An 18,766-nucleotide genomic window follows, 5' to 3' on the forward strand; every position below is an offset into this window, starting at 1 on the left:
TATGTAAACTGCACGGGCTACATCAAAAGTTGTGAGGACATTTATGGATATGATTGCTGCAAATGCCAAAATTGATTTTTCACAGGTCGATTTCGTCAGCCAATGCCTAAAAGTTTTAGCCAATCCTGATCGTCTGAAAATCTTATGTATCTTAGTCGACGGGGAAATGAATGTTCAGGAAATTGAAGAATCTACCGATATTCATCAACCTACACTTTCACAACAGCTGACTGTACTGCGTAAGGCCGACATGGTTGGCACCCGACGTGAGGGCAAACAGATTTTCTATCGTCTGAGTGATCCCAAGGTCTTGAGCCTGATGCAAAAGCTGTACGAGCTGTATTGCGCCCAGCCCTCTTCTTAGTGCAGCCAAAAAGAAATGATCAGAAGCAGTCCGCTAAAAGCAGTAAACAGATTTAGCCATACGGGATACTGGGTGTAATAACCTTCAATAAATTCCGGCGGTCGCAGTGATGTCAAACCCCGTCGATATTGCAGGATTGAGGCGAAATTCACCAACATACCAAATACAATCACCGCAATTCCCAGCCATTGTGAATAAGCTATTTTCTGTGCATAAGTGTCTGGGTCCACCAGTTGCACTAGCAGGTTGGATTTTTCAATCACAAAACCAAAAGCAATTAATGCCAAACCACTCCGGTTCCACGCCAGAGCGGTTCGTTCCAAAGCAAGCAGTACCCGTGGATCATCCAAATTTGACATTTCTTATCTGCTCTTCATGCTTAACCTATCCACCAATGTTAATCTGTCTCCCTATCATGTATAGATGTTTTAAGTAAAAATTACTTTTCTATCATGCAGTTAAAATATTATTGTTCAAAAATTTCCTTGACATCCATCGCCAGGCCTTGAGTAGATTTAAATTCACCCTGATTGTTTTTCCAGGCCATCGACGGTGTGGAGAAAAAGCCGTATTTCCCCATCAAGGCCTGATTGGCATCAATTTTTGCAGCAATTTCTGCAGGAATCTTTGCCATTTTCTTGAGCTGCTTTTTGCCTTTATTCTTGTTTATATCATTAAAAACTGCTGCTGGATTTTTCGACATTAACAATGTTGCCACCTGACCACGGCTTTCTTCACGGATCACACCGACCTGAATATGACGCAGCTGTACCTTGCCTGATTCGACCCAAGGCCGAGCCGATTGCCAGAATTTATAGCAATATGGACAATTGGGATCGGAAAAGACATAGACCACCCGTGGTGCATCTGGCTTGCCATCCTGAATCCAGGTCGATTTTTCCAGGGTTTTCCAGACATCGTCCAATACCGCTTTTTTCATATGCTTTTCAATCTGCTCATTGGAAAGGCTTTTCCCTTGCGCATCAAACAGTTCGCCCTTGATATAATATTTATCATCGTTGGAGATAAATAGCGTATTGGAGTACTGGTCTTCATGCCCCACCCAGCCAGTCATTCCTTGAGGTGCTGGAATCTGTTTTACAAACACAAAACCCTGTTTTTCAATATTCTGCTTAATATTTGCCTGCGTATGCATGCTCATGATCAGGAACATGCCTGCACCAAACACCCGGTAAATTTTGTTCATACTAAGTCCTTCCGTTTTTAAGGTTGATCTGAAATTCTGTTTAAATATTGCTGCAACATAGCCGGACTGAGTTCCCCCATATGCCGCTCGACCAGCTGGCCTTGAGCATTAAAAAACAGCGTCGTTGGCAGGCCAAAACTATTCATCTGCTGTGGCAGTTCACCATATGGGTCCAGCAGGACATGTTTAAATTGAAACTGATGTTTTCTTAAATAGGCATTTACGGTGGCTACCTCCTCACCCTGATTCAGCATGACAAAATTCACTTGAGGATATTGCTTGGCTGCTTTGGCCAACACCGGCATTTCGCGATGACACGGCGGACACCAGCTCGCCCACAAATTAATTACCGTGGGCTGGCCAATGAATTGGCTGAGTGGAATCTTGTCTGTACCCAGACGCTCCTGTTCTAGTCCAGCAAAGGCTAGATCAGGAAACGCTGCTTCAGTTTTTAGACTGGATTTGAACGCGAGTCCAAGCCCGATCCAGAGTACCAATATGAGCAACAAGATGGCTTTGAATCGGGTCTGCAGCTGTCTGTTTCGAATGACATACCACAAAGTACCAATCAGCACCCCGCCCCATAAATGAAAACCTTTGTCCTGGATTTTCAGTATGTCGATGGGTGCTGCAAAATACAGCTCGGCATTGAGCAGAACGAAAACAAGACGTGCACCCAGCATCCCTAGCAAAAAACTGCTCCAGAGCAAATCCTGACTTTGTCCAAGCAGCTGTTTAGACCATGAATACTTTCTGGCTAATCCAAACAGGAGGGCAGATAACAGCATCAAGCCAGTGGCAACAATAATAAGTGTCCAGGGCAACATCAAAGGTCCCAGATGCAGCGCATCACTGGAAATCATCATGGTTGCTCCCCTTGTAGTTGCTGCAATGTGCCTAGTAAATGTGCCGCACTAAAGCTTCCGGTCAAGCGCAACTCACGCTGCTCCTGATGCGCTGCATTTAAAAATATGAAAGTGGGTGGACCGAGGATTTGCCATTCTTTTAGCAGCTCATCCTGACTTGGATGATAGTGGGTCAGGTCTAATTTGATACGAACCACATTTTGTAAAGCCGCCTGGACATCACTACGTGGAATCACTTCCTTTTCAATCGGTTGACAGGCCACACACCAGTCTGCATAGACATCAATCACCACCGGCTGTGCAGGATGTTTGGCTAAAACCTGTTGTAATTTTGCGGCTGTACTGACCTTCTGCCATTCAAGCCGTGATTCTACATGGGCCACCTGTACCTGACTCCAGACATGATAGAGCTGTATGCCTCCTGCATAGACCAGTAAACCACTGAGCAGCATCAGGACTATTTTCGATACAGACCGATGCACATGGGGCAGCATCTTGAACAAGAAGTAGCCTGAACAGGTGATCAGTACCACCCCCAAAAGGCTCAGGTATAAAATGCCGGGCAATAGGGGCCGGGCGAAATACAAGGCCAGAGCCAGCATGACAAAACCAAAACTGAACTTCAGGCGATCCATCCAGATGCCAGGTTTGGGTAAAAGATGGGACCCAAATACGGCAGCAATAAATAGCGGCAAGCCCAGCCCAAGGCCTAAGACAAACAGATAACTGGCGCCCAGTATCGGCTGATTGAGCTGAGACACATAGATTAAGGCACCGGCCAACGGTGCACTCATACATGGCCCTACAATCAGTGCGGCGATCATCCCCATGAAACCAGCACCAATCAGCGTGCCGCCCTTCTGCTTTTGCTGCCATTGATCCAGCCGCTGTAACATTCCTTGGGGTAAGGACAGCTGAAATGTTCCAAACAGATTGAGCGCGAACAAAACAAACAGAATGCTAAAAATACTGATGAATACGGGACTTTGAAACCAGCGCTGAAAACTGTAACCGAGCTGTGCCACAGCAAGTCCCATGATCGCATACACCAGTGCCATACCGAAAACAAAGACCAGTGCAATCAGTGCAGCACGGTAGCCCCGGTGCTGCTGGACCAGAATTCCCGTTAAAATTGGAATTAAAGGTAAAGAACACGATAAAAATGCCAGCAGAATGCCAAGCCCGAGAAAAATCAGTGCATTAATTAACAGACCTTGTTCCGACAGCAAACTTAAAAAATACTGGTCATTGTTCCACTGGCTATTCATGCCTGCTGACGAAGTTTGATTTTTAGGGTCTGCAATGAGCTGGTCGTTTTTCTCTGCTAATCCCGTCTCAGGCTGCACCACAGGGTCGGAAACTGCAGCGACTTGCACTTTCTCCACCTTTTCTTCAGTCAGTGCTTGATCTGCACTTGGAATTTTCCCTATAGCCTCTAGTTTATCTTTCTGGGCGGTCAGAATCTTGTCATTTGCTTCTGGCTGTGCAGTGCTGGCCAGCAGTTTTGGTGTTTTGCTCAGGTTTTGCGCTGGAAATAAACCATCTGCATCAGTTTTTACTGTGGTGCGTTGCACCGGATAACATAAACCGCTTTCTGCACAGCCCTGCCACTGCACCGCAAACTGCTGGTTGGGCTGGACATTCATATTGGTTTTGACTTGCCCATAATGCACCTGAGTCAAACCGAAATTGGGATCATCTTTGTCTTCAGGTTTGGGCAATGCCAACTTGACTGGGGTCTGCTGAGAAGACACTTTAAGCTGGTCATGATACAGATAATAACCATCTGCGATTTTCCAGCTAAGCTCTGCCTGATCCTGACTTGTAGAAACCACCTGAAACTGAAATGCCTGATCTGGTGGTAAAAAGTCGGCATGTGCAGTTCCCGTCATGATTCCACCACCAATCACGGCACCCAATATCCACTTCAACATCCAGCTGCTCTCCTCCTGTTAGGACTGTATTATTGAAAAACTAAAATTAAGGCAACATTAACAGCCCAAATCATTTATAAAATAATGGCAGTTTGATCAGGATGTTCTATGTTTATTGTATTGGTTGAGGATGATCCCTATATCGCACAGAGCATTTGTGCTGCTCTGAACTATCTGAATATTTCAGTGGAGCATGTCAGTCACGCACGTGCTGCAGATTATTTTATTCGGCATAGTGCAGTCGATTTGTGTTTACTGGATTTAGGCCTGCCGGATCAGGATGGCCTGGAGCTGCTGCATAGCTGGCGATGCGACCAGATTGATCTCCCGGTACTGGTATTGACGGCGCGGCTACGGACCGATCAGTGTGTTCAGGCCCTGAATGCCGGTGCCGATGACTACCTGACCAAACCCTTTGAACTGGATGAACTGATTGCCCGGATTCATGCCCTCACCCGTCGCCACCGCGGCTTTGCCTCGAATACACTGCAATTTGATGAACTGGTTCTGAACCGGGATACCCAGACTGTGACCTATCAAGACCAGACCGTAAATTTATCTCGCCGTGAATTCAGCCTGCTGGAAACCCTGATGAGCCACCCCAACCAGATCCTGAAAAATGAACAGCTTATTGACAAGCTCTATGGTTTTCAGGACGCTATCGAGAGCAATGCCCTGAATGTACACATTTATCACCTGAGACAAAAACTGCATCCAGACTTGATTCAGACCGTTCGCGGTGTGGGATATATTTTCAAACCGTTTGAGCATCGTCATGTTTAGTCACAGCTTGAAATGGCGTTTGGTCATGAGTCTTTTGGCCGTGTTTATTGTGCTGTGGAGTGCGGTATTTTCATGGCTGTATATTGACCTGAAACAACGCTTACAAGACACGCTGGATCAACGCTTATCGGCATCTGCGCAAATGGTTGCCCGGCTGATTCAGCAGTTACCGCTGGATAGTCTGGGGGATGCAACCTTATCCAAATTAGCCAAGAATGATGATGCAAACCAGCTAATTGCCTGTGAAGTTTCTCTTTTTAGCTCTGACATCTCGGTAGGCAATCAGGTGATTGCCAAAACACGCGGTGCCCCCAAAAATTTAAGCCAGCGACCAGAAGGATTCAGCACCTGGCAGCAGGGTGATACGGAATGGCGCAGTTATGTCCTGCGTCGTGGTGATATTCAGGTGGTGGCGGCAGAACGCATGTTGTTGAGGGATACCTTACTACAGCAGATCCTGCAGTCCGTACTGGTTCCCTTGATCTTCTCATTGTTGATCTGTATTGCCCTGATCATCTTTATTATCCGCAGACAGTTCCGGCCTTTGGATCAGCTCAGTCAATACCTGAACCAGAAAAACCTTAGCTATTCAGAGGCGGCAGATTTTTTAATGCAGCTCAAGCCTGCAAGCATTCCTCAGGAAGTACAGCCTTTTGTCAACAATTCCACACAGTTGATTCAGAAACTCAATGACAGTCTGCAACAGGAGAAAGCCTTTAGTGCCTATGCTGCACATGAATTACGCAGTCCCCTGACCGCAATTAAAACCCATGTACAACTGGCCCAGCTGATCGGTCAGCAGCAGCACCTGCCTGAATCCATTCAGCACAATTTGCAGCAGGCCAATGAGAGTATCCGGCGTTATACGCTGTTACTCGAGCAGCTTTTATTGCTGACCCAATCAGAAAACAGTATCCAAGCAATGCCTGAAGCCATCTGGCTTCGCCCCACGCTTGAGAAGGTGCTTGCAGACTTAAGTACACGCTATCCAGAAATGAATGAAAAAATACAGGTAGACTGGGAAAGTCTAGGCGAAATTCAGCTACCTGAATTTGTGCTGTATACGGTACTGAAAAATCTGCTTGAAAATGCACTGCTACATGCACAAGCTGCCCATATCTGGATTTCCATGCAGTCTGATTACCTGGTAATTGAAGATGATGGACAACAACTTACAGCCGAGGATATCCAACATTTAGGACAACGCTTCTGGCGCAAATCTGCTCAGCAGCATGGCCATGGTCTGGGACTGGCATTGACCGCTAACCTGTTAAAACAGTATGGCTACCAGCTCTCTTTCAATGCCCTTCGACCCTATGGGCTCCGCATTGAAATCAAGTACGGCGTGTCTAAGCGTGACCTGCAAGCTTGGACATAAAAAAATACAATATGGCTAAAAACCAAAGAAATTTCTATTGATAAAAATATCGAATTTTCAAGAAACTATCTAACACTTACTATTTTAAATCATTCTTTCTTATTTTTTAAAAACACACTTTTTCCAACAAAAACCCTCGATGTATTCCCAATGTTCTGATCAGGCGATCACAACACAGTTTTAATTTTTAGCATAGAGACAAGTATAAAAATAATAAAACCCCTCTATGAAAACAAAAACGCCAGAGGTAAAAGATCACTTGATGCAACTAGGGCCTATCATCAATTAGCTTGAGAAAATCTAATCTGTCCTCATTATTTTTTCATGACTAAACGCTATGCATTAAGAGATGATCAGTGGGAACAGATTAAGGATCTGTTACCCAGACGAGCAAGTACTGTTTGAGTAACTGCCAAAGACAACAGACTATTTGTTGAAGCAGTATTGTATCGGTATCGTTCAAGTATTCTGTAGCGAGATTTACAAGAACGCTTTGGGTATTTTAGAGTCGTGCACACTCGCTTTAGCCCTAAAAATCCAGGATAATCACCGCCCCACAGTTCTGATTAATTTTTTAAAAATTTCCTTTTGATGCCCAGGCTTGCGCTAAACTCAAAGCATCTTATCGCACCGTAATGCACTGTTATGGAATTCAAGGCCTGGTATAAGCTTCGCAGATTTATTTATGACAATTTGCATAATGAAGAACACGAAAGCATCTTAAGTCGTATCATCAATATATTTCTGATTATATTGATTATTGGGAATACTGCTGCTATTTTACTTGAATCGATCAATGACCTCTATCAATCCTATCAGCTGCTGTTTGATGCCTTTGAATTATTCTCGATTTTTATTTTTACCCTGGAATATTTATTAAGATTTTGGGCCATTGCCGAAAAAGACTCCTTTGAAGGTGCATGGAAAAACCGATGGTTATGGATCCGCAGTGGCGGTGCCATCATTGACCTGTTGGCGATTCTCCCAGCCTATATTAATTTCTTTGTACATCTCGATTTACGCTACCTGCGAATCCTTCGATTATTCAGATTACTCAAATTGACCCGTTATTTTGTCTCCCTGCAAATTTTATTGCGGGTGATCAAGCGCGAAAAGGGCTCATTTCAGGCGGTTATTTTTATCCTGCTGATCATGATCATCATCGCGGCGGCTGGGGTATATGTGGTTGAAAACAAGGCGCAACCGGAAGTCTTTAGCTCCATCCCTGCGTCCATGTGGTGGGCAGTGGTGACGCTGACCACAGTCGGCTATGGCGATGTGACACCAATCACCCCCTTAGGCCGCTTTCTGGGGGCTTTAATTACCATTTTAGGGGTGGGTCTGGCTGCACTTCCCGCCGGTATTCTGGCAAATGGTCTGGCAAATGAGCTGAGACAACGCAAGCACAAGCTGGAATTAAGATTTCGTGAACTGCTCGATGACGCAGAAATTGACTTGATTGAAGATCAAGAAAAAATTGAAACTTTACGTAAAGAAGTCGGGCTAAGCACAGAGCAAATGCAGGATATTCTGTTAGAACTTATTCATGAGCGCAAGAAAGAACAACTCGAGCAGGAAAAAAATAAATATTTCTTTTGTCCGCACTGTGGGCATAAGTTACCTGATTAAATTCGAACGGCAATACAAGCGTATCATCACCAGCATCAGCCCACAGGATATGATACTTGTTGCAGGCCGATGCTATTCACTCCATCTGCTCATTTAGAGCAGGATCAAATCATCTCAGGCCAAAAATGCAGCGATGTCTTCCGCCACTGCCCGGGCTGTTCGGGAAACACCGACTAGCGTTGCCGAAGCAGCACCGGTCCATTCACCATAACCGACCAGCCATAAATTCGGCAGCTGAACCGAGCGGCCATCCTTCACTGCGATGGTCTGGTCCTGCTGGATAATCCCGAGGCTGCTAAGATGATTCAGCGCCGCCTTAAATCCGGTACACCAGATCACTGCATCCACTTGCGCGGTGCTGCCATCTTCCCACCTCACGCCATGTTCGGTAAAAGACGAAAATGGACGCTTGCTCTGTAAAACGCCTCGCTCACGTGCCTCTTTGACTGAATCAATCATGACAATATCGCCCAGACCACCAATGGGCTGCTCGATCTTTCTGCCTTGCTGCTGGGCTTTCAAACGCTCGGTCGCCCTTAAGAACAGGACACGGCCATCGACATCATCTGCCAGAAATTGCGGTGGTGTCTGGGTGATCCAAAGCGTTTCGGCCACCTGAGATACTTCTGCCAAGATTTGTGCACCAGAGTTACCGCCACCCACCACCATGACTTTCTTGGTTTTAAATAACTCAGCATTTTTATAATCTGCGGAATGCAGTTGTACGCCCTGAAAATGCTCACGGCCGGCATACTCGGGAATAAATGGTTGGCTCCATGTCCCTGTAGCGCTTACCACCGCTTTGGCTTTCCAGGATTGTTCCCCGGCATAAACCTCTAAATACTGGCCCTTACTTTCCACGCGTTCCACACGCACCGGACGAACTACAGGAAAGTGATAGCGCTGCTCATAGGCGGTCAAATAATCGATCACCTCATTGCGGGTCGGATAGGTCTGTTCGGTCGCCGGCATCATCCAGCCTGACAGCGAACTCCAGCTATTCGGGGAGAAAAGACGCAAGGACTCCCAGGCATGCTGCCAGGCACCTCCAGGCTGAGGCTGATCATCCAGGATGATAAACGGAATGTTCTTGCGCTTTAAGAAATAAGCTGTGGACAAACCGGCCTGTCCAGCACCGATGATGATCACATCAACTTCAGCTTGTAATTGAGCCAAAATATTCCCCCCCCTTCTTTATTGTCATCAAATAAAAACCCAGCCTGCTTATCAGACTGGGCGTATTTCATAAAATTTTCAAGCGTTTAAATTAGCCTTCCATTGCTCAAGATACTTTTCAGTCTCTCTGATCACCTAGAATTTATAAACTACGCTGATTTACCCGTTTGGAAAGCTCTTCAGCCGATTCCTTGCGTTCCGAATAACGGTTGGTCAAATAAGCACTTTGCCCACGGGTTAGTAAAGTAAACTTATACAGTTCTTCCATCACATCGACAATCCGGTCATAGAATGCCGATGGCTTCATTCGTCCATCTTCTTCAAATTCCAGGAATGCTTTTGGAATTGAAGACTGATTTGGAATCGTGATCATCCGCATCCAACGCCCCAAAACACGCATCTGGTTTAGGCTGTTAAAGGACTGTGATCCCCCACTGACTTGCATCAAGGCAAGGGTTTTTCCTTGAGTGGCACGAATTGCGCCCCCTGCCAATGGAATCCAGTCAATCTGGGATTTAAAGATGGAACTCATAGAACCATGTCGTTCCGGTGAACACCACACCATGCCTTCAGCCCATGCTAAAAGTTCATGCAACTCTTTCACTTTTGGATGTTCAGTATCAGCATCTTCCGGTAAAGGCAGTCCTTTCGGATGGAAGATTTTTACTTCTGCCCCAAAGTACTCAAGAATTCGACCGGCTTCAAGAACTGCAAGGCGACTGTAAGAACGTTCCCGATTAGAACCATAAAGCAGCAAAATCCGAGGAGGATGAGCTAGCTCTTTGGCTTGGACTTTTTCAAAGGTGGGTTGTTCAATAAGATTTGGATCTACGTTAGGCAGGTTCATCGGATCAAGCCTCTTTAAAATATTTCTTTCTTAGCCACAGTGAAACACTCACTAAAGCAATTAACACAGGTACTTCAACCAATGGCCCAATAATCGTGGTAAAAGCAACTGGCGAAGCGATACCAAAAGTTGCAATAGCGACTGCAAGTGATAATTCAAAATTATTTCCAGCAGCAGTAAATGAGATTGCAGCAGTTTTTGGATAATCATTGCCCATCCATTTACTCATAAAGAAGCTAATAAAGAACATGGCCACAAAGTAAATGATTAAAGGAATCGCAATGCGTAAAACTTCCAGTGGAAGACTCACAACATCACCCCCTTTTAAGCTAAACATCGCCAAAATCGTAAACAGCAAAGCCATTAAACTCAGCGGGCTGATTTTTGGAATGAACTTGGTTTGATACCATTCCACGCCTTTTTGTTTCACCAAAATTAAGCGCGTTAAGAAACCCAATAAGAACGGAATTCCAAGATAAACCAGAACAGCATGGGTAATGGTCCAGAAGCTAACATTGATCACTTGAGCTTCAATACCAAAATATGGCGGAAGGAAGGTCAGGAATAACCAGGCGTAGGTACTGAAGAATAAAATCTGGAAAATACTGTTAAACGCCACCAATGCTGCAACATATTGGTTATCACCACAGGCCAGACCATTCCACACCAATACCATGGCGATACATCGAGCTAAACCAATCAGGATCACGCCTGTCATATACTCTGGATAGCTATGCAAAAAAATCACAGCCAACGCAAACATCAGTACCGGAGCAATCAACCAGTTTTGAATTAAAGATAGCGTCAGGGTCTTTTTATCCTTAAACACTTGTGGCAAGGTCGCATAATCCACTTTTGCCAGGGGTGGATACATCATCAGAATCAGACCAATCGCGATTGGAATATTGACTGAATTAATACTGAATTGATCCAGAGCAACCGATGCTTGAGGAAAAAAGTTTCCTATTGCGATGCCTAACGCCATGGCAATAAAAATCCACAGCGTCAGGTTGCGATCTAAAAAGGACATGCGTTTTTCAGACATGTGACTTACTCAACATTCGAAATTTGATTAATCGCTGCAATCAATTGTGAGCGAGAAAGTTCATCTACGTTAAGTTTAAACAAAGTATCCAGGCGACGATTGATATGTTCAACAGTGTTCATAAAGGCTTGCATTTTTTCTTCTTTATCCACCTCTAAATGTGACGGATCAGACAGGCCCCAGTGCGCCTTGATCGCTCCGCCAAGATAAAGAGGACACGCTTCCTGTGCAGCCGCATCACAGACGGTAATCACCACGTCTGGCTGATACTGTTCACAGGCATCAATCGTCTTGCTGGATAAGCCTTTAGTCGACAAGCCCAGATTGTGCAGGGTTTCAAGCGTCAAGGGATGCACCTGACCGGAAGGTTTGCTGCCAGCACTGTAAGCGACCCAGCCTTCTGGCGCACGGCTATTGAACAACACTTCAGATAGAATGCTGCGGCAACTGTTCCCCGTGCATAAAAACAAAAATTTCATGAAAACTTACTCGCAATGGCTCTGAATCGATAGAGCGGAAGAATCAAATAAAACCGGAACGTCACTACGTTTCAGTACGTCCAGAATTTCAAAGCACCAGGCCGGTAATTGCGGATTGAGGCTGTAGTACACCCACTGGCTTTGCCGACGATCGTTGAGCAGACCGCAAGACCGCAACAAGGCCAAATGCCGTGAAATTTTTGGTTGGCTTAACTGCAGTTTATCGGTCAGATCACAGACGCATTGCTCTTTATTTTCCGCAATCAGCAGGACAATACTGAGACGTGTTTCATCAGATAAACATTTAAAAAACTGAACGTGGTCCATAGCTGCTCCCCTTCTATTATGCAAATATATACATATCCATATATATAGTAAATAGTACAAGTGAAAAATTATATCTGGATCAGGATATCACAGCCAGAAAGCGCTGGATTTAACAGTTTCCCTCTTCTTCCAATATAGAAAAACCAGCGACTTGAACCACTGGTTTTCTTCGCTACAACTTTAATTTTGAAGTTATTTATTTTTCTCGATCAGTTCCGCGATAGCCTGAGCTTCCAGAACTTTACCACTGGATACGATTTTACTGTCAATCATCAGACCCGGTGTGCTTAACAGTCCGGTTTCGGCAATCTGCATCATATCCGTGACATACTCAATGTCCGCTTTGACACCGGTGCTTTTCACTGCTTCTTCAGTTGCAGCCAACAGGGCCTTACATTTACGGCAGCCTGTACCCAAGACTTTAATTTTCATCTTCTATTCTCCATACATTTTATAAAAACCAGTTACCCAAAGTATTCAGGCTATAGCCAATAATCAAGATTCCCACAAAAACGATCCCTATAAACAGGCTCAATAAGCGGGTTTTCACCACCTGTTTTAACAGGATCAGGGATGGCAGGGAAAGTGCTGTTACCGCCATCATAAAGGCCAATACCGTCCCTAGCCCCACGCCTTTCGCCACCAAAGCTTCTGCAATCGGCAAAGTGCCAAAGATATCCGCGTACATCGGTATGCCTACGATTGTAGCAATCAGCACAGAATACCAGTGTTCCTGACCAAGCAAGGCGGTAATCCACTGTTCAGGAATCCAGTTATGAATTGCCGCACCAATTCCTACCCCAATCAACACATACATCCAGACCTTGCTAAAGATTTCCACCACCTGTTCCCAGGCAAATTCCCGGCACTCTTTCGCAGACATTTTAAAATCTTCATCACCCTGAGCTGTACTATTTTGCGTAACAAATTCAGTGACATACTTTTCCATTTTGAAAAAGCTGATGAGTGATCCACCAATAACTGCCAAAATCAGACCAAGAACCACATAGATCATGGCAATTTTCCAGTTAAAAATACTGGCCAATAAAATAATCGAAGCCAGATCGACTAAGGGAGATGAAATCAGAAAGGAAAAGGTCACCCCCACAGGCAGTCCGGCACGGGTAAAACCGATAAACAGCGGAATGGAAGAACAGGAACAAAATGGGGTAATGGTGCCGAGCAAGGCCCCCATGATATTGGCTTTGATCCCGGTCATGCGTCCCAGAATCTGCCGGGTGCGTTCAGGCGGAAAATAACTCTGGATATACGACAGGCTATAGATCAGGACTGAGAGCAGAATAAAGATCTTAAAAACATCATAAATAAAGAAGTGAATACTGCCACCGAGCCGGGTCACCACCGATAAACCGAAGACATTTTCGACCAGCCAGCGCACGCCTTCCGAGAGCCAGGTCATTTTAAGCAGCACATCATTCAGCCAGGCAAAAATCGCGATTATGCTTTCCATTTAAAGCTCCTGGTTTTAGGGGGATGAGATCAGGTCGATGCACTCATCGGCAGATTTTTGAACCATTGACCTGCGCAACAGTTTCCAGTCGGTAGCCTGTGTAAGATTTGAAAAATGGTACTCTCTGTCAAAACCTGATACGGGGAAACTGCCTGCTGATGATCCAATTCCTTTATCCTTCAAGAACCTATTTCATTCAGTATGTAAATGATATGGATCATCGTCCATGTGTTTTTCAGATAAAAAAGCTCCAATCAAGTTGAAGCTTTTTCGTAGGGGGGACACTTTATTTTACCCGATTGCCCTGTTGATCCACGATGATTTCACCGTCTTCTTTGGCAAAGGCTTTTAATTGTGGCGAAGGCAGAATATCCAGTACCACTTCCGATGGGCGGCATAATCGGGTTCCAAGCTCGGTAACCACCAACGGGCGGTTGATCAGGATCGGATGTTGCAGCATGGCATCAAGCAGTTTCTCATCGCTCCAGCCGGCATCATCTAGATTCAGCTCGGTATAGGGATCGACATTTTTACGGAGCGCATCTCTTACCGATAAACCTGCATCAGAAATCAGTTGAATCAGCTCATCACGAGAAGGAGGCGTAACTAGATATTCGATCACTTCAGGCTCAATTCCCGCATTGCGAATTAAAGCCAGCGTATTGCGTGAGGTGCCACAGGCCGGGTTATGATAAATTTGCACTTTTGGCATTTGATTCATGAGCTTTACCCTTATCAATGAATCATAGTTTTATATATGAATATACGCATATTCGCAATATAAAATATAAGATTTTCTAAGGAAGCTTTTAAATGGATTGATATGTGCTGAAAAAGTAGGGCATATCATCAATTAACTTAAGAAAAAAAATACAATATGGCTAAAAATCAAAGAGATTTTCTAAGTAAAAACTATTATTTTTCAGATTATTAAGAAATTTAATCCGTTTTAATTCTGCACTTAGCCCTATAAAAACTGCGACTTTTCCAACACAAATCCTGTAGTTTATTCCTAGGTTTTTGATCAAACGGTTATGACCCACAATTTACTTTTATCATGAAGACTGGTTATAAAAATTATAAAAGTCCCATGTCAAAAAACCTTAAGTTCGCAAGCGAGCGCCGTAGCGACCAACGTAAAAAAGTCATACAGGACGAAATTCTGCAGGCATAAACATTTATTCAGATGCATCTGCTCTTACCTTCCTTCTTTGAGGCGTATCAGCATCAACAACATCTTGCGATGCTGCAAACCGTAGAAGATGCTATTGAGAATAAAGCCAGCTCTGTTCGTCATAAGAAAATGCTGTATCACTGCTACCGCAAGCAGATCATGCTGTTTAATCAACGATATGACCTAGAGCTGGATCTGCCCTGCAAACAGTTGCTCAGCATTGAAGGGAATGGCTGCAACGATCCAGTTATGTGAGCCTGATTCATCAGAAGATCTGGCGCTACTGGAATACGGCACAGTACTTCTCTGATGAGGAGATCATTGGCAATGTACTGATCTCCAACATTCTGTTTTCCGGAATCTCCACGCCCCATAGCCTAGATGCCTTACTGGAACAGTTAAAGGAAGATTTGAGCATTCAATATCTCAAGGCCCTGGATCTGAAGTGCTGTTCCTGACACCTTTATCTCCAGACTATGGAGATCTGTATGATCACAATGCTCCGCTGAGAAAATCACGCACACTGGTTCTGGACAGGATCAGCCAGCTTTGGCTGGTTCGTTACCTTATAAAGTCCCTACCTGTACGCATGAATGCTTTCGACTATCTCAGGGTGGTCTTCAGGAAAATGGGCTTTACAGGGCAATATTCCGAGATCTCCAGGCTGTTGGATTCGGCAAGCTGTCACTAGGTACAGTTTCCTCACGTGGCACTGGATACCGCCTTGAGCTGCTGTCTAGAAGATAAAAATGAGACGTGCGGTTTAAGTCTGGCGTCCTTCAAAAATTATCTGAATCCACCACTGCTGTCAGACCCCTTAAGGATTTTTACCGCCGCGAAGAAAGTATCTGTTCAATCAGACAATACGGTCCGAAATATGCGCTTCACCTTGTATCACCGAGTTAGATTATTAGACAGTGATACAAGCTAGCGTCAGTTTTGTAGAAACATACCAAACCACCAGAAACAAAAAAACCTCCTAAATCGTTGAATTCAGGAGGTTTTTTGCTTTATACAACCTTATAGAAAGCTGTATAAAAAGTAATCTTGGTAGGTATATCCAGACTCGAACTGGAGACCTCTACGATGTCAACGTAGCGCTCTAACCAACTGAGCTATACACCTAGAATGCTTGGCATATTATAAATTTTTCCGACCGAAAACAAGCCTTTTCATTTAGTTTTTAAAACGTTCGCGCAAGTTTTAAGCAAATCCTTGAATTTTTTCACTTCTTGCTCAGTTATTGAGGTTCCCGAATAAAGATTTTTTTCAAAGATCTGGATGGCTTGAATAAATGCTGTCTGGTTTTCAACCTGAACCTGTTGGGATAAACGCTGCATCCAGTGATGAAAAGTTTCAGCAGGCAGCTTTTTGAGATCGTCAGCTAAAGATTGATTCAGCTGTTGAATCGCACGATCAAATGGAGGTTGCGCCTGTCGGGCTTTTAGATAAATTCTGAAGATATAGGCCAAAATCAATAGCGCAATACTGCCCAGTAAAATTATGACACTCGAATAAACTGAACCGAGGCCTAATTTTGATAACCAGTTTTGTTGTGATTCTGCATTATAACCCACCACCTTACTTTGCCATTGGTAGCTGGCATAATCACTCCAAACGCGTAGTTTGGTGATCCATAGATTATGCTGCGAGTTCCAGGTTGACTGATTTGCCGATACCCATGCATCCTGAGAAAGCAGGTTTTGCATGCCATCATCTATACGCTGTGGAGCGATCATCGCGGTTGGATCAAAGCGTTGCCATTTCTGATCAATCCAGACTTCTGTCCAGGCATGCGCATCAAGCTGCCGGACTTCCCAGGTCATGCGATCTGGTGCCAACTCCCCCCCCTGATAGCCGGTGACGACCCGTGCAGGAATCCCGACATAACGCATCAGCATCACAAAACTCGAGGCATAGTGTTCACAAAATCCCTGACGGGAATTAAACAGGAATTCATCAATCCGGTTTTGCCCCAATTGGCCCGGCTTCAGGGTATAAACAAAGTTATTCTGTCGATACCAATTCAAGACTTTCTGTACATAACTCCGAGGATCTTCCGCACTTTGCGCATATAGACGTTGTGCTAATTGTTGCGCTCGCGGGTCAAGCCGGCGCTGCACTTGGGTATTCGTTCGCTCGATATATTGCGTTGGCAAAGTCTGAGGGTCATATTCTGTCCCGATCCATTGTAACGAAATCGGTTCAACACGTTGCGTGAGCCGTCTCGGCACAATGCTCCAATCCTGACGGTTATAATAACGGCGTTCCACAGGTATCGATTTTTCCAACCCCATGATCCAGAACACCGAAGGATCCGCAGCCAAATATTGGTAGTTCCAGCCTGTAGGTACGGGTGAAGTATCCATCGGTTGTCGCATTAAAGGCTGCTGATTGACGAAACTGCTGGTCCAGCGTTGCCCATCATATTCATCTAGCACTAAAGCTCGCCAATAGAGTTCTGAGCGCGGCGGAAGCTTGCTGACATCACCAATAATCCGGAAAGCCAGTGAACTAGATTGGGATAATTCGGCAATATCCCCAGGTGACATACTGTCACTCATGCCGGTCATACCCTTATTTTCAGGAATGGGAATATGCCAAAGTGGCGGCAAGCGCGGAAAGAAAATAAATAGCAAAATGAAAAATGGAACGGCGTACAAGATAAACTTGCCCACATGCTTGGCATCCTGTTGCAATGCTGCGCGCTGAGTGATCTGCTCCTGTTCAAACTCACTGGTCTGAATCCGGTACAGGCCAATCAGACAGCTGATTAAACACAGCACAATCACGATCGCCATCCCAAAAGATTGGCTATATAGGAATGAGCTGGCAGCAACAAACAGGGCAAAATTAAACAGAATAATCAGGTCACGTTTATTTTTACTTTCCAGTGATTTAGCAAATAAAAAAGTAGATAAAACTGCTACCCCAGCCTCAACACCGATAAAACTATGATGGCTCAAATAAATACTGCCGAGTGCCAAAGCCGTCAGCAGGAAAGTACCCATTTTAGGAAATGGCTGCTGACGTTTCAGGAAAATCCAGATACACACAATACTAATCGCGAAAATAATACTGAGTAGAACCGAAATAAATGCCATCTGGGCGATGAGAATCAGGCCCAAAGTCAGCACAATTGAGGTCCGGATTTTTGCATTGATCATGAATTTACCCGCCTTAGGCCTGCGCCAACAATTGTTTGGCTTTCCGCAGTTGTTCTTCACCTGCGCCCTGAGGCAATTCGGCCTGTGGCAAATGCAGACTATACGCACATTGCTGCTGCTCGCATTGCTCGACCAGACCCATCACAAATTCAAGTTTTTCTTCATGTGACTGACTCGGCATATGTGCATAATGAATCTCGATACTGTGTTCATCCTGATATTGCTCAAAGACTTTGACATACAAGCCTTGCCCACGCGCAAACTGCTTCCAGGACACCGCCTGCAAGGAATCGCCTGACTGGTAATTGCGCAATTCACGAAACTCATCCATATCTGGTTCAAATCGGTTGAGATGATATTTATTTTCTGCAGTAAAAACTTCAGCTTTAGGCGCGATCCAAGCCGAATGCTGATGATAAAGATAGGTCCAGGCCCGAACCAGACCAAAGGGATAAACCGAATAAATCTGAATCACCGGATAATCAAACTTGCCACGTTGCTCTGCATAAAATGGTAAGATAAATTGCTGTTTTACTGCATTTAGATAAACTTTCGCTAGCTGATTCCCTGCTTTGATATACAAATAACGCGGGCGAAGTTGCTGTTGTTGAAAATAAAGATGTAGATTCACGCTATGACCGACCTGCCCCACATCATCCGCGATCAACTCGATTCTCAGGTCATGCAATTGCTTAAAAGTCAGGTAAAAACTGATACACAGCACAGCACTGATTAAAAAGCAGAAACCTAAAATCAGGTTATTGGCATAGTTCACCCCCGCCACAAAGGTGATGAAGATCAAAACCAGATACAGATAGCCCTGCTGATAAATAAATACCAGCACATCTTTCTGCGAGAGCTGTTTCTGCTGAGAAAATTGAAAGCGTTTGGCCAGCCATTTTTGCCAGGTTTTATCCAA

At 44.7% G+C, this 18,766-nt stretch carries 19 protein-coding genes, 1 tRNA gene and 1 pseudogene; 6 read left to right on the plus strand and 15 right to left on the minus strand.

Annotated features, from left to right (window positions below; genetic code table 11):
• Window positions 1-43: 43 nt before the first annotated feature.
• Window positions 44-364: an ArsR/SmtB family transcription factor gene (locus ACO1B7_RS01645; protein WP_004810630.1), complete on the plus strand. Its 321-nt coding sequence runs from the start codon at window positions 44-46 to the stop codon at window positions 362-364.
• Here ACO1B7_RS01645 and ACO1B7_RS01650 read toward each other — a convergent pair.
• From ACO1B7_RS01650 to dsbD, 4 genes are all read right to left on the minus strand, one after another.
• Complete coding sequence (locus ACO1B7_RS01650) at window positions 361-723, minus strand: YidH family protein (protein ID WP_004646570.1); 363 nt, start codon at window positions 721-723, stop codon at window positions 361-363. The genes ACO1B7_RS01645 and ACO1B7_RS01650 overlap by 4 nt on opposite strands.
• Before the next feature lie 107 nt (window positions 724-830).
• The gene (gene dsbG, locus ACO1B7_RS01655; protein WP_348939813.1) at window positions 831-1,571 is read right to left on the minus strand and encodes a thiol:disulfide interchange protein DsbG; all 741 of its coding nucleotides are present in this window, start codon (window positions 1,569-1,571) and stop codon (window positions 831-833) included.
• A 17-nt stretch (window positions 1,572-1,588) separates the two neighbouring features.
• Window positions 1,589-2,437 (minus strand): prolipoprotein diacylglyceryl transferase family protein, encoded by an 849-nt coding sequence (locus tag ACO1B7_RS01660; protein WP_420937412.1) that lies wholly within the window; start codon window positions 2,435-2,437, stop codon window positions 1,589-1,591.
• Entirely contained in the window at window positions 2,434-4,371 is a 1,938-nt protein-coding gene (gene dsbD, locus ACO1B7_RS01665) for a protein-disulfide reductase DsbD (RefSeq protein WP_423089720.1), read from the minus strand. The genes ACO1B7_RS01660 and dsbD overlap by 4 nt, the downstream gene beginning before the upstream one ends.
• Window positions 4,372-4,479: 108 nt before the next feature.
• Here dsbD and ACO1B7_RS01670 point away from each other — a divergent pair, with 108 nt between their 5' ends.
• The 4 genes and pseudogenes from ACO1B7_RS01670 (at window position 4,480) to ACO1B7_RS01685 (ending at window position 8,161) form a co-directional block, all read left to right on the plus strand.
• Window positions 4,480-5,154, plus strand: a complete 675-nt coding sequence (locus ACO1B7_RS01670) for a response regulator (protein WP_420937414.1) — start codon at window positions 4,480-4,482, stop codon at window positions 5,152-5,154.
• Window positions 5,147-6,532 (plus strand): sensor histidine kinase, encoded by a 1,386-nt coding sequence (locus tag ACO1B7_RS01675; RefSeq protein WP_420937415.1) that lies wholly within the window; start codon window positions 5,147-5,149, stop codon window positions 6,530-6,532. The genes ACO1B7_RS01670 and ACO1B7_RS01675 overlap by 8 nt, the downstream gene beginning before the upstream one ends.
• Window positions 6,533-6,856: 324 nt before the next feature.
• A pseudogene (locus tag ACO1B7_RS01680) lies at window positions 6,857-7,003 on the plus strand (IS5/IS1182 family transposase); the annotation flags it as partial.
• A 174-nt stretch (window positions 7,004-7,177) separates the two neighbouring features.
• Window positions 7,178-8,161 (plus strand): potassium channel family protein, encoded by a 984-nt coding sequence (locus ACO1B7_RS01685; RefSeq protein ID WP_420937416.1) that lies wholly within the window; start codon window positions 7,178-7,180, stop codon window positions 8,159-8,161.
• Between the two features lie 114 nt (window positions 8,162-8,275).
• Here the strand turns inward: ACO1B7_RS01685 and ACO1B7_RS01690 are convergent, their stop codons facing one another.
• The 8 genes from ACO1B7_RS01690 to arsC all read right to left on the minus strand — a co-directional run bounded on the left by ACO1B7_RS01690 (window position 8,276) and on the right by arsC (window position 14,227).
• Window positions 8,276-9,337 (minus strand): ArsO family NAD(P)H-dependent flavin-containing monooxygenase, encoded by a 1,062-nt coding sequence (locus ACO1B7_RS01690; RefSeq protein ID WP_420937417.1) that lies wholly within the window; start codon window positions 9,335-9,337, stop codon window positions 8,276-8,278.
• A 142-nt stretch (window positions 9,338-9,479) separates the two neighbouring features.
• Window positions 9,480-10,184 (minus strand): arsenical resistance protein ArsH, encoded by a 705-nt coding sequence (gene arsH / locus ACO1B7_RS01695; protein ID WP_004280163.1) that lies wholly within the window; start codon window positions 10,182-10,184, stop codon window positions 9,480-9,482.
• 4 nt (window positions 10,185-10,188) lie between these two features.
• Window positions 10,189-11,229: an ACR3 family arsenite efflux transporter gene (gene arsB, locus ACO1B7_RS01700; protein WP_004730035.1), complete on the minus strand. Its 1,041-nt coding sequence runs from the start codon at window positions 11,227-11,229 to the stop codon at window positions 10,189-10,191.
• A 5-nt stretch (window positions 11,230-11,234) separates the two neighbouring features.
• Entirely contained in the window at window positions 11,235-11,708 is a 474-nt protein-coding gene (locus ACO1B7_RS01705) for an arsenate reductase ArsC (protein WP_074382687.1), read from the minus strand.
• Between the two features lie 6 nt (window positions 11,709-11,714).
• Complete coding sequence (locus tag ACO1B7_RS01710; protein ID WP_005093699.1) at window positions 11,715-12,035, minus strand: metalloregulator ArsR/SmtB family transcription factor; 321 nt, start codon at window positions 12,033-12,035, stop codon at window positions 11,715-11,717.
• A gap of 192 nt (window positions 12,036-12,227) precedes the next feature.
• Window positions 12,228-12,467: a thioredoxin family protein gene (locus ACO1B7_RS01715; RefSeq protein WP_420937418.1), complete on the minus strand. Its 240-nt coding sequence runs from the start codon at window positions 12,465-12,467 to the stop codon at window positions 12,228-12,230.
• A gap of 19 nt (window positions 12,468-12,486) precedes the next feature.
• The gene (locus tag ACO1B7_RS01720) at window positions 12,487-13,506 is read right to left on the minus strand and encodes a permease (RefSeq protein ID WP_420937419.1); all 1,020 of its coding nucleotides are present in this window, start codon (window positions 13,504-13,506) and stop codon (window positions 12,487-12,489) included.
• Between the two features lie 286 nt (window positions 13,507-13,792).
• Window positions 13,793-14,227 (minus strand): arsenate reductase (glutaredoxin), encoded by a 435-nt coding sequence (gene arsC / locus ACO1B7_RS01725; protein ID WP_420937420.1) that lies wholly within the window; start codon window positions 14,225-14,227, stop codon window positions 13,793-13,795.
• Between the two features lie 465 nt (window positions 14,228-14,692).
• Here arsC and ACO1B7_RS01730 point away from each other — a divergent pair, with 465 nt between their 5' ends.
• Entirely contained in the window at window positions 14,693-14,935 is a 243-nt protein-coding gene (locus ACO1B7_RS01730) for a hypothetical protein (protein WP_420937421.1), read from the plus strand.
• A gap of 793 nt (window positions 14,936-15,728) precedes the next feature.
• Here the strand turns inward: ACO1B7_RS01730 and ACO1B7_RS01735 are convergent.
• The 3 genes from ACO1B7_RS01735 to ACO1B7_RS01745 form a co-directional block, all read right to left on the minus strand.
• Window positions 15,729-15,805, minus strand: a tRNA-Val gene (locus tag ACO1B7_RS01735).
• Between the two features lie 47 nt (window positions 15,806-15,852).
• Entirely contained in the window at window positions 15,853-17,847 is a 1,995-nt protein-coding gene (locus tag ACO1B7_RS01740; protein ID WP_420937422.1) for a transglutaminase TgpA family protein, read from the minus strand.
• Window positions 17,848-17,860: 13 nt separating this feature from the next.
• Complete coding sequence (locus ACO1B7_RS01745) at window positions 17,861-18,766, minus strand: DUF58 domain-containing protein (RefSeq protein ID WP_420937423.1); 906 nt, start codon at window positions 18,764-18,766, stop codon at window positions 17,861-17,863.

Origin of the sequence: Acinetobacter lwoffii, assembly GCF_049367455.1 — a bacterium.
GTDB lineage: Bacteria > Pseudomonadota > Gammaproteobacteria > Pseudomonadales > Moraxellaceae > Acinetobacter > Acinetobacter lwoffii_W.

Coding starts and splice junctions, on each gene's coding strand:
- ACO1B7_RS01730 (WP_420937421.1), top strand. CDS start 14,693: ATGCATCTGCTCTTACCTTCCTTCTTTGAGGCGTATCAGCATCAACAA.
- ACO1B7_RS01660 (WP_420937412.1), bottom strand. CDS start 2,437: ATGATGATTTCCAGTGATGCGCTGCATCTGGGACCTTTGATGTTGCCC.
- ACO1B7_RS01705 (WP_074382687.1), bottom strand. CDS start 11,708: ATGAAATTTTTGTTTTTATGCACGGGGAACAGTTGCCGCAGCATTCTA.
- dsbD (WP_423089720.1), bottom strand. CDS start 4,371: ATGTTGAAGTGGATATTGGGTGCCGTGATTGGTGGTGGAATCATGACG.
- ACO1B7_RS01645 (WP_004810630.1), top strand. CDS start 44: ATGGATATGATTGCTGCAAATGCCAAAATTGATTTTTCACAGGTCGAT.
- ACO1B7_RS01740 (WP_420937422.1), bottom strand. CDS start 17,847: ATGATCAATGCAAAAATCCGGACCTCAATTGTGCTGACTTTGGGCCTG.
- ACO1B7_RS01675 (WP_420937415.1), top strand. CDS start 5,147: ATGTTTAGTCACAGCTTGAAATGGCGTTTGGTCATGAGTCTTTTGGCC.
- arsH (WP_004280163.1), bottom strand. CDS start 10,184: ATGAACCTGCCTAACGTAGATCCAAATCTTATTGAACAACCCACCTTT.
- arsC (WP_420937420.1), bottom strand. CDS start 14,227: ATGAATCAAATGCCAAAAGTGCAAATTTATCATAACCCGGCCTGTGGC.
- dsbG (WP_348939813.1), bottom strand. CDS start 1,571: ATGAACAAAATTTACCGGGTGTTTGGTGCAGGCATGTTCCTGATCATG.
- ACO1B7_RS01720 (WP_420937419.1), bottom strand. CDS start 13,506: ATGGAAAGCATAATCGCGATTTTTGCCTGGCTGAATGATGTGCTGCTT.
- ACO1B7_RS01670 (WP_420937414.1), top strand. CDS start 4,480: ATGTTTATTGTATTGGTTGAGGATGATCCCTATATCGCACAGAGCATT.
- ACO1B7_RS01650 (WP_004646570.1), bottom strand. CDS start 723: ATGTCAAATTTGGATGATCCACGGGTACTGCTTGCTTTGGAACGAACC.
- ACO1B7_RS01715 (WP_420937418.1), bottom strand. CDS start 12,467: ATGAAAATTAAAGTCTTGGGTACAGGCTGCCGTAAATGTAAGGCCCTG.
- ACO1B7_RS01710 (WP_005093699.1), bottom strand. CDS start 12,035: ATGGACCACGTTCAGTTTTTTAAATGTTTATCTGATGAAACACGTCTC.
- arsB (WP_004730035.1), bottom strand. CDS start 11,229: ATGTCTGAAAAACGCATGTCCTTTTTAGATCGCAACCTGACGCTGTGG.
- ACO1B7_RS01685 (WP_420937416.1), top strand. CDS start 7,178: ATGGAATTCAAGGCCTGGTATAAGCTTCGCAGATTTATTTATGACAAT.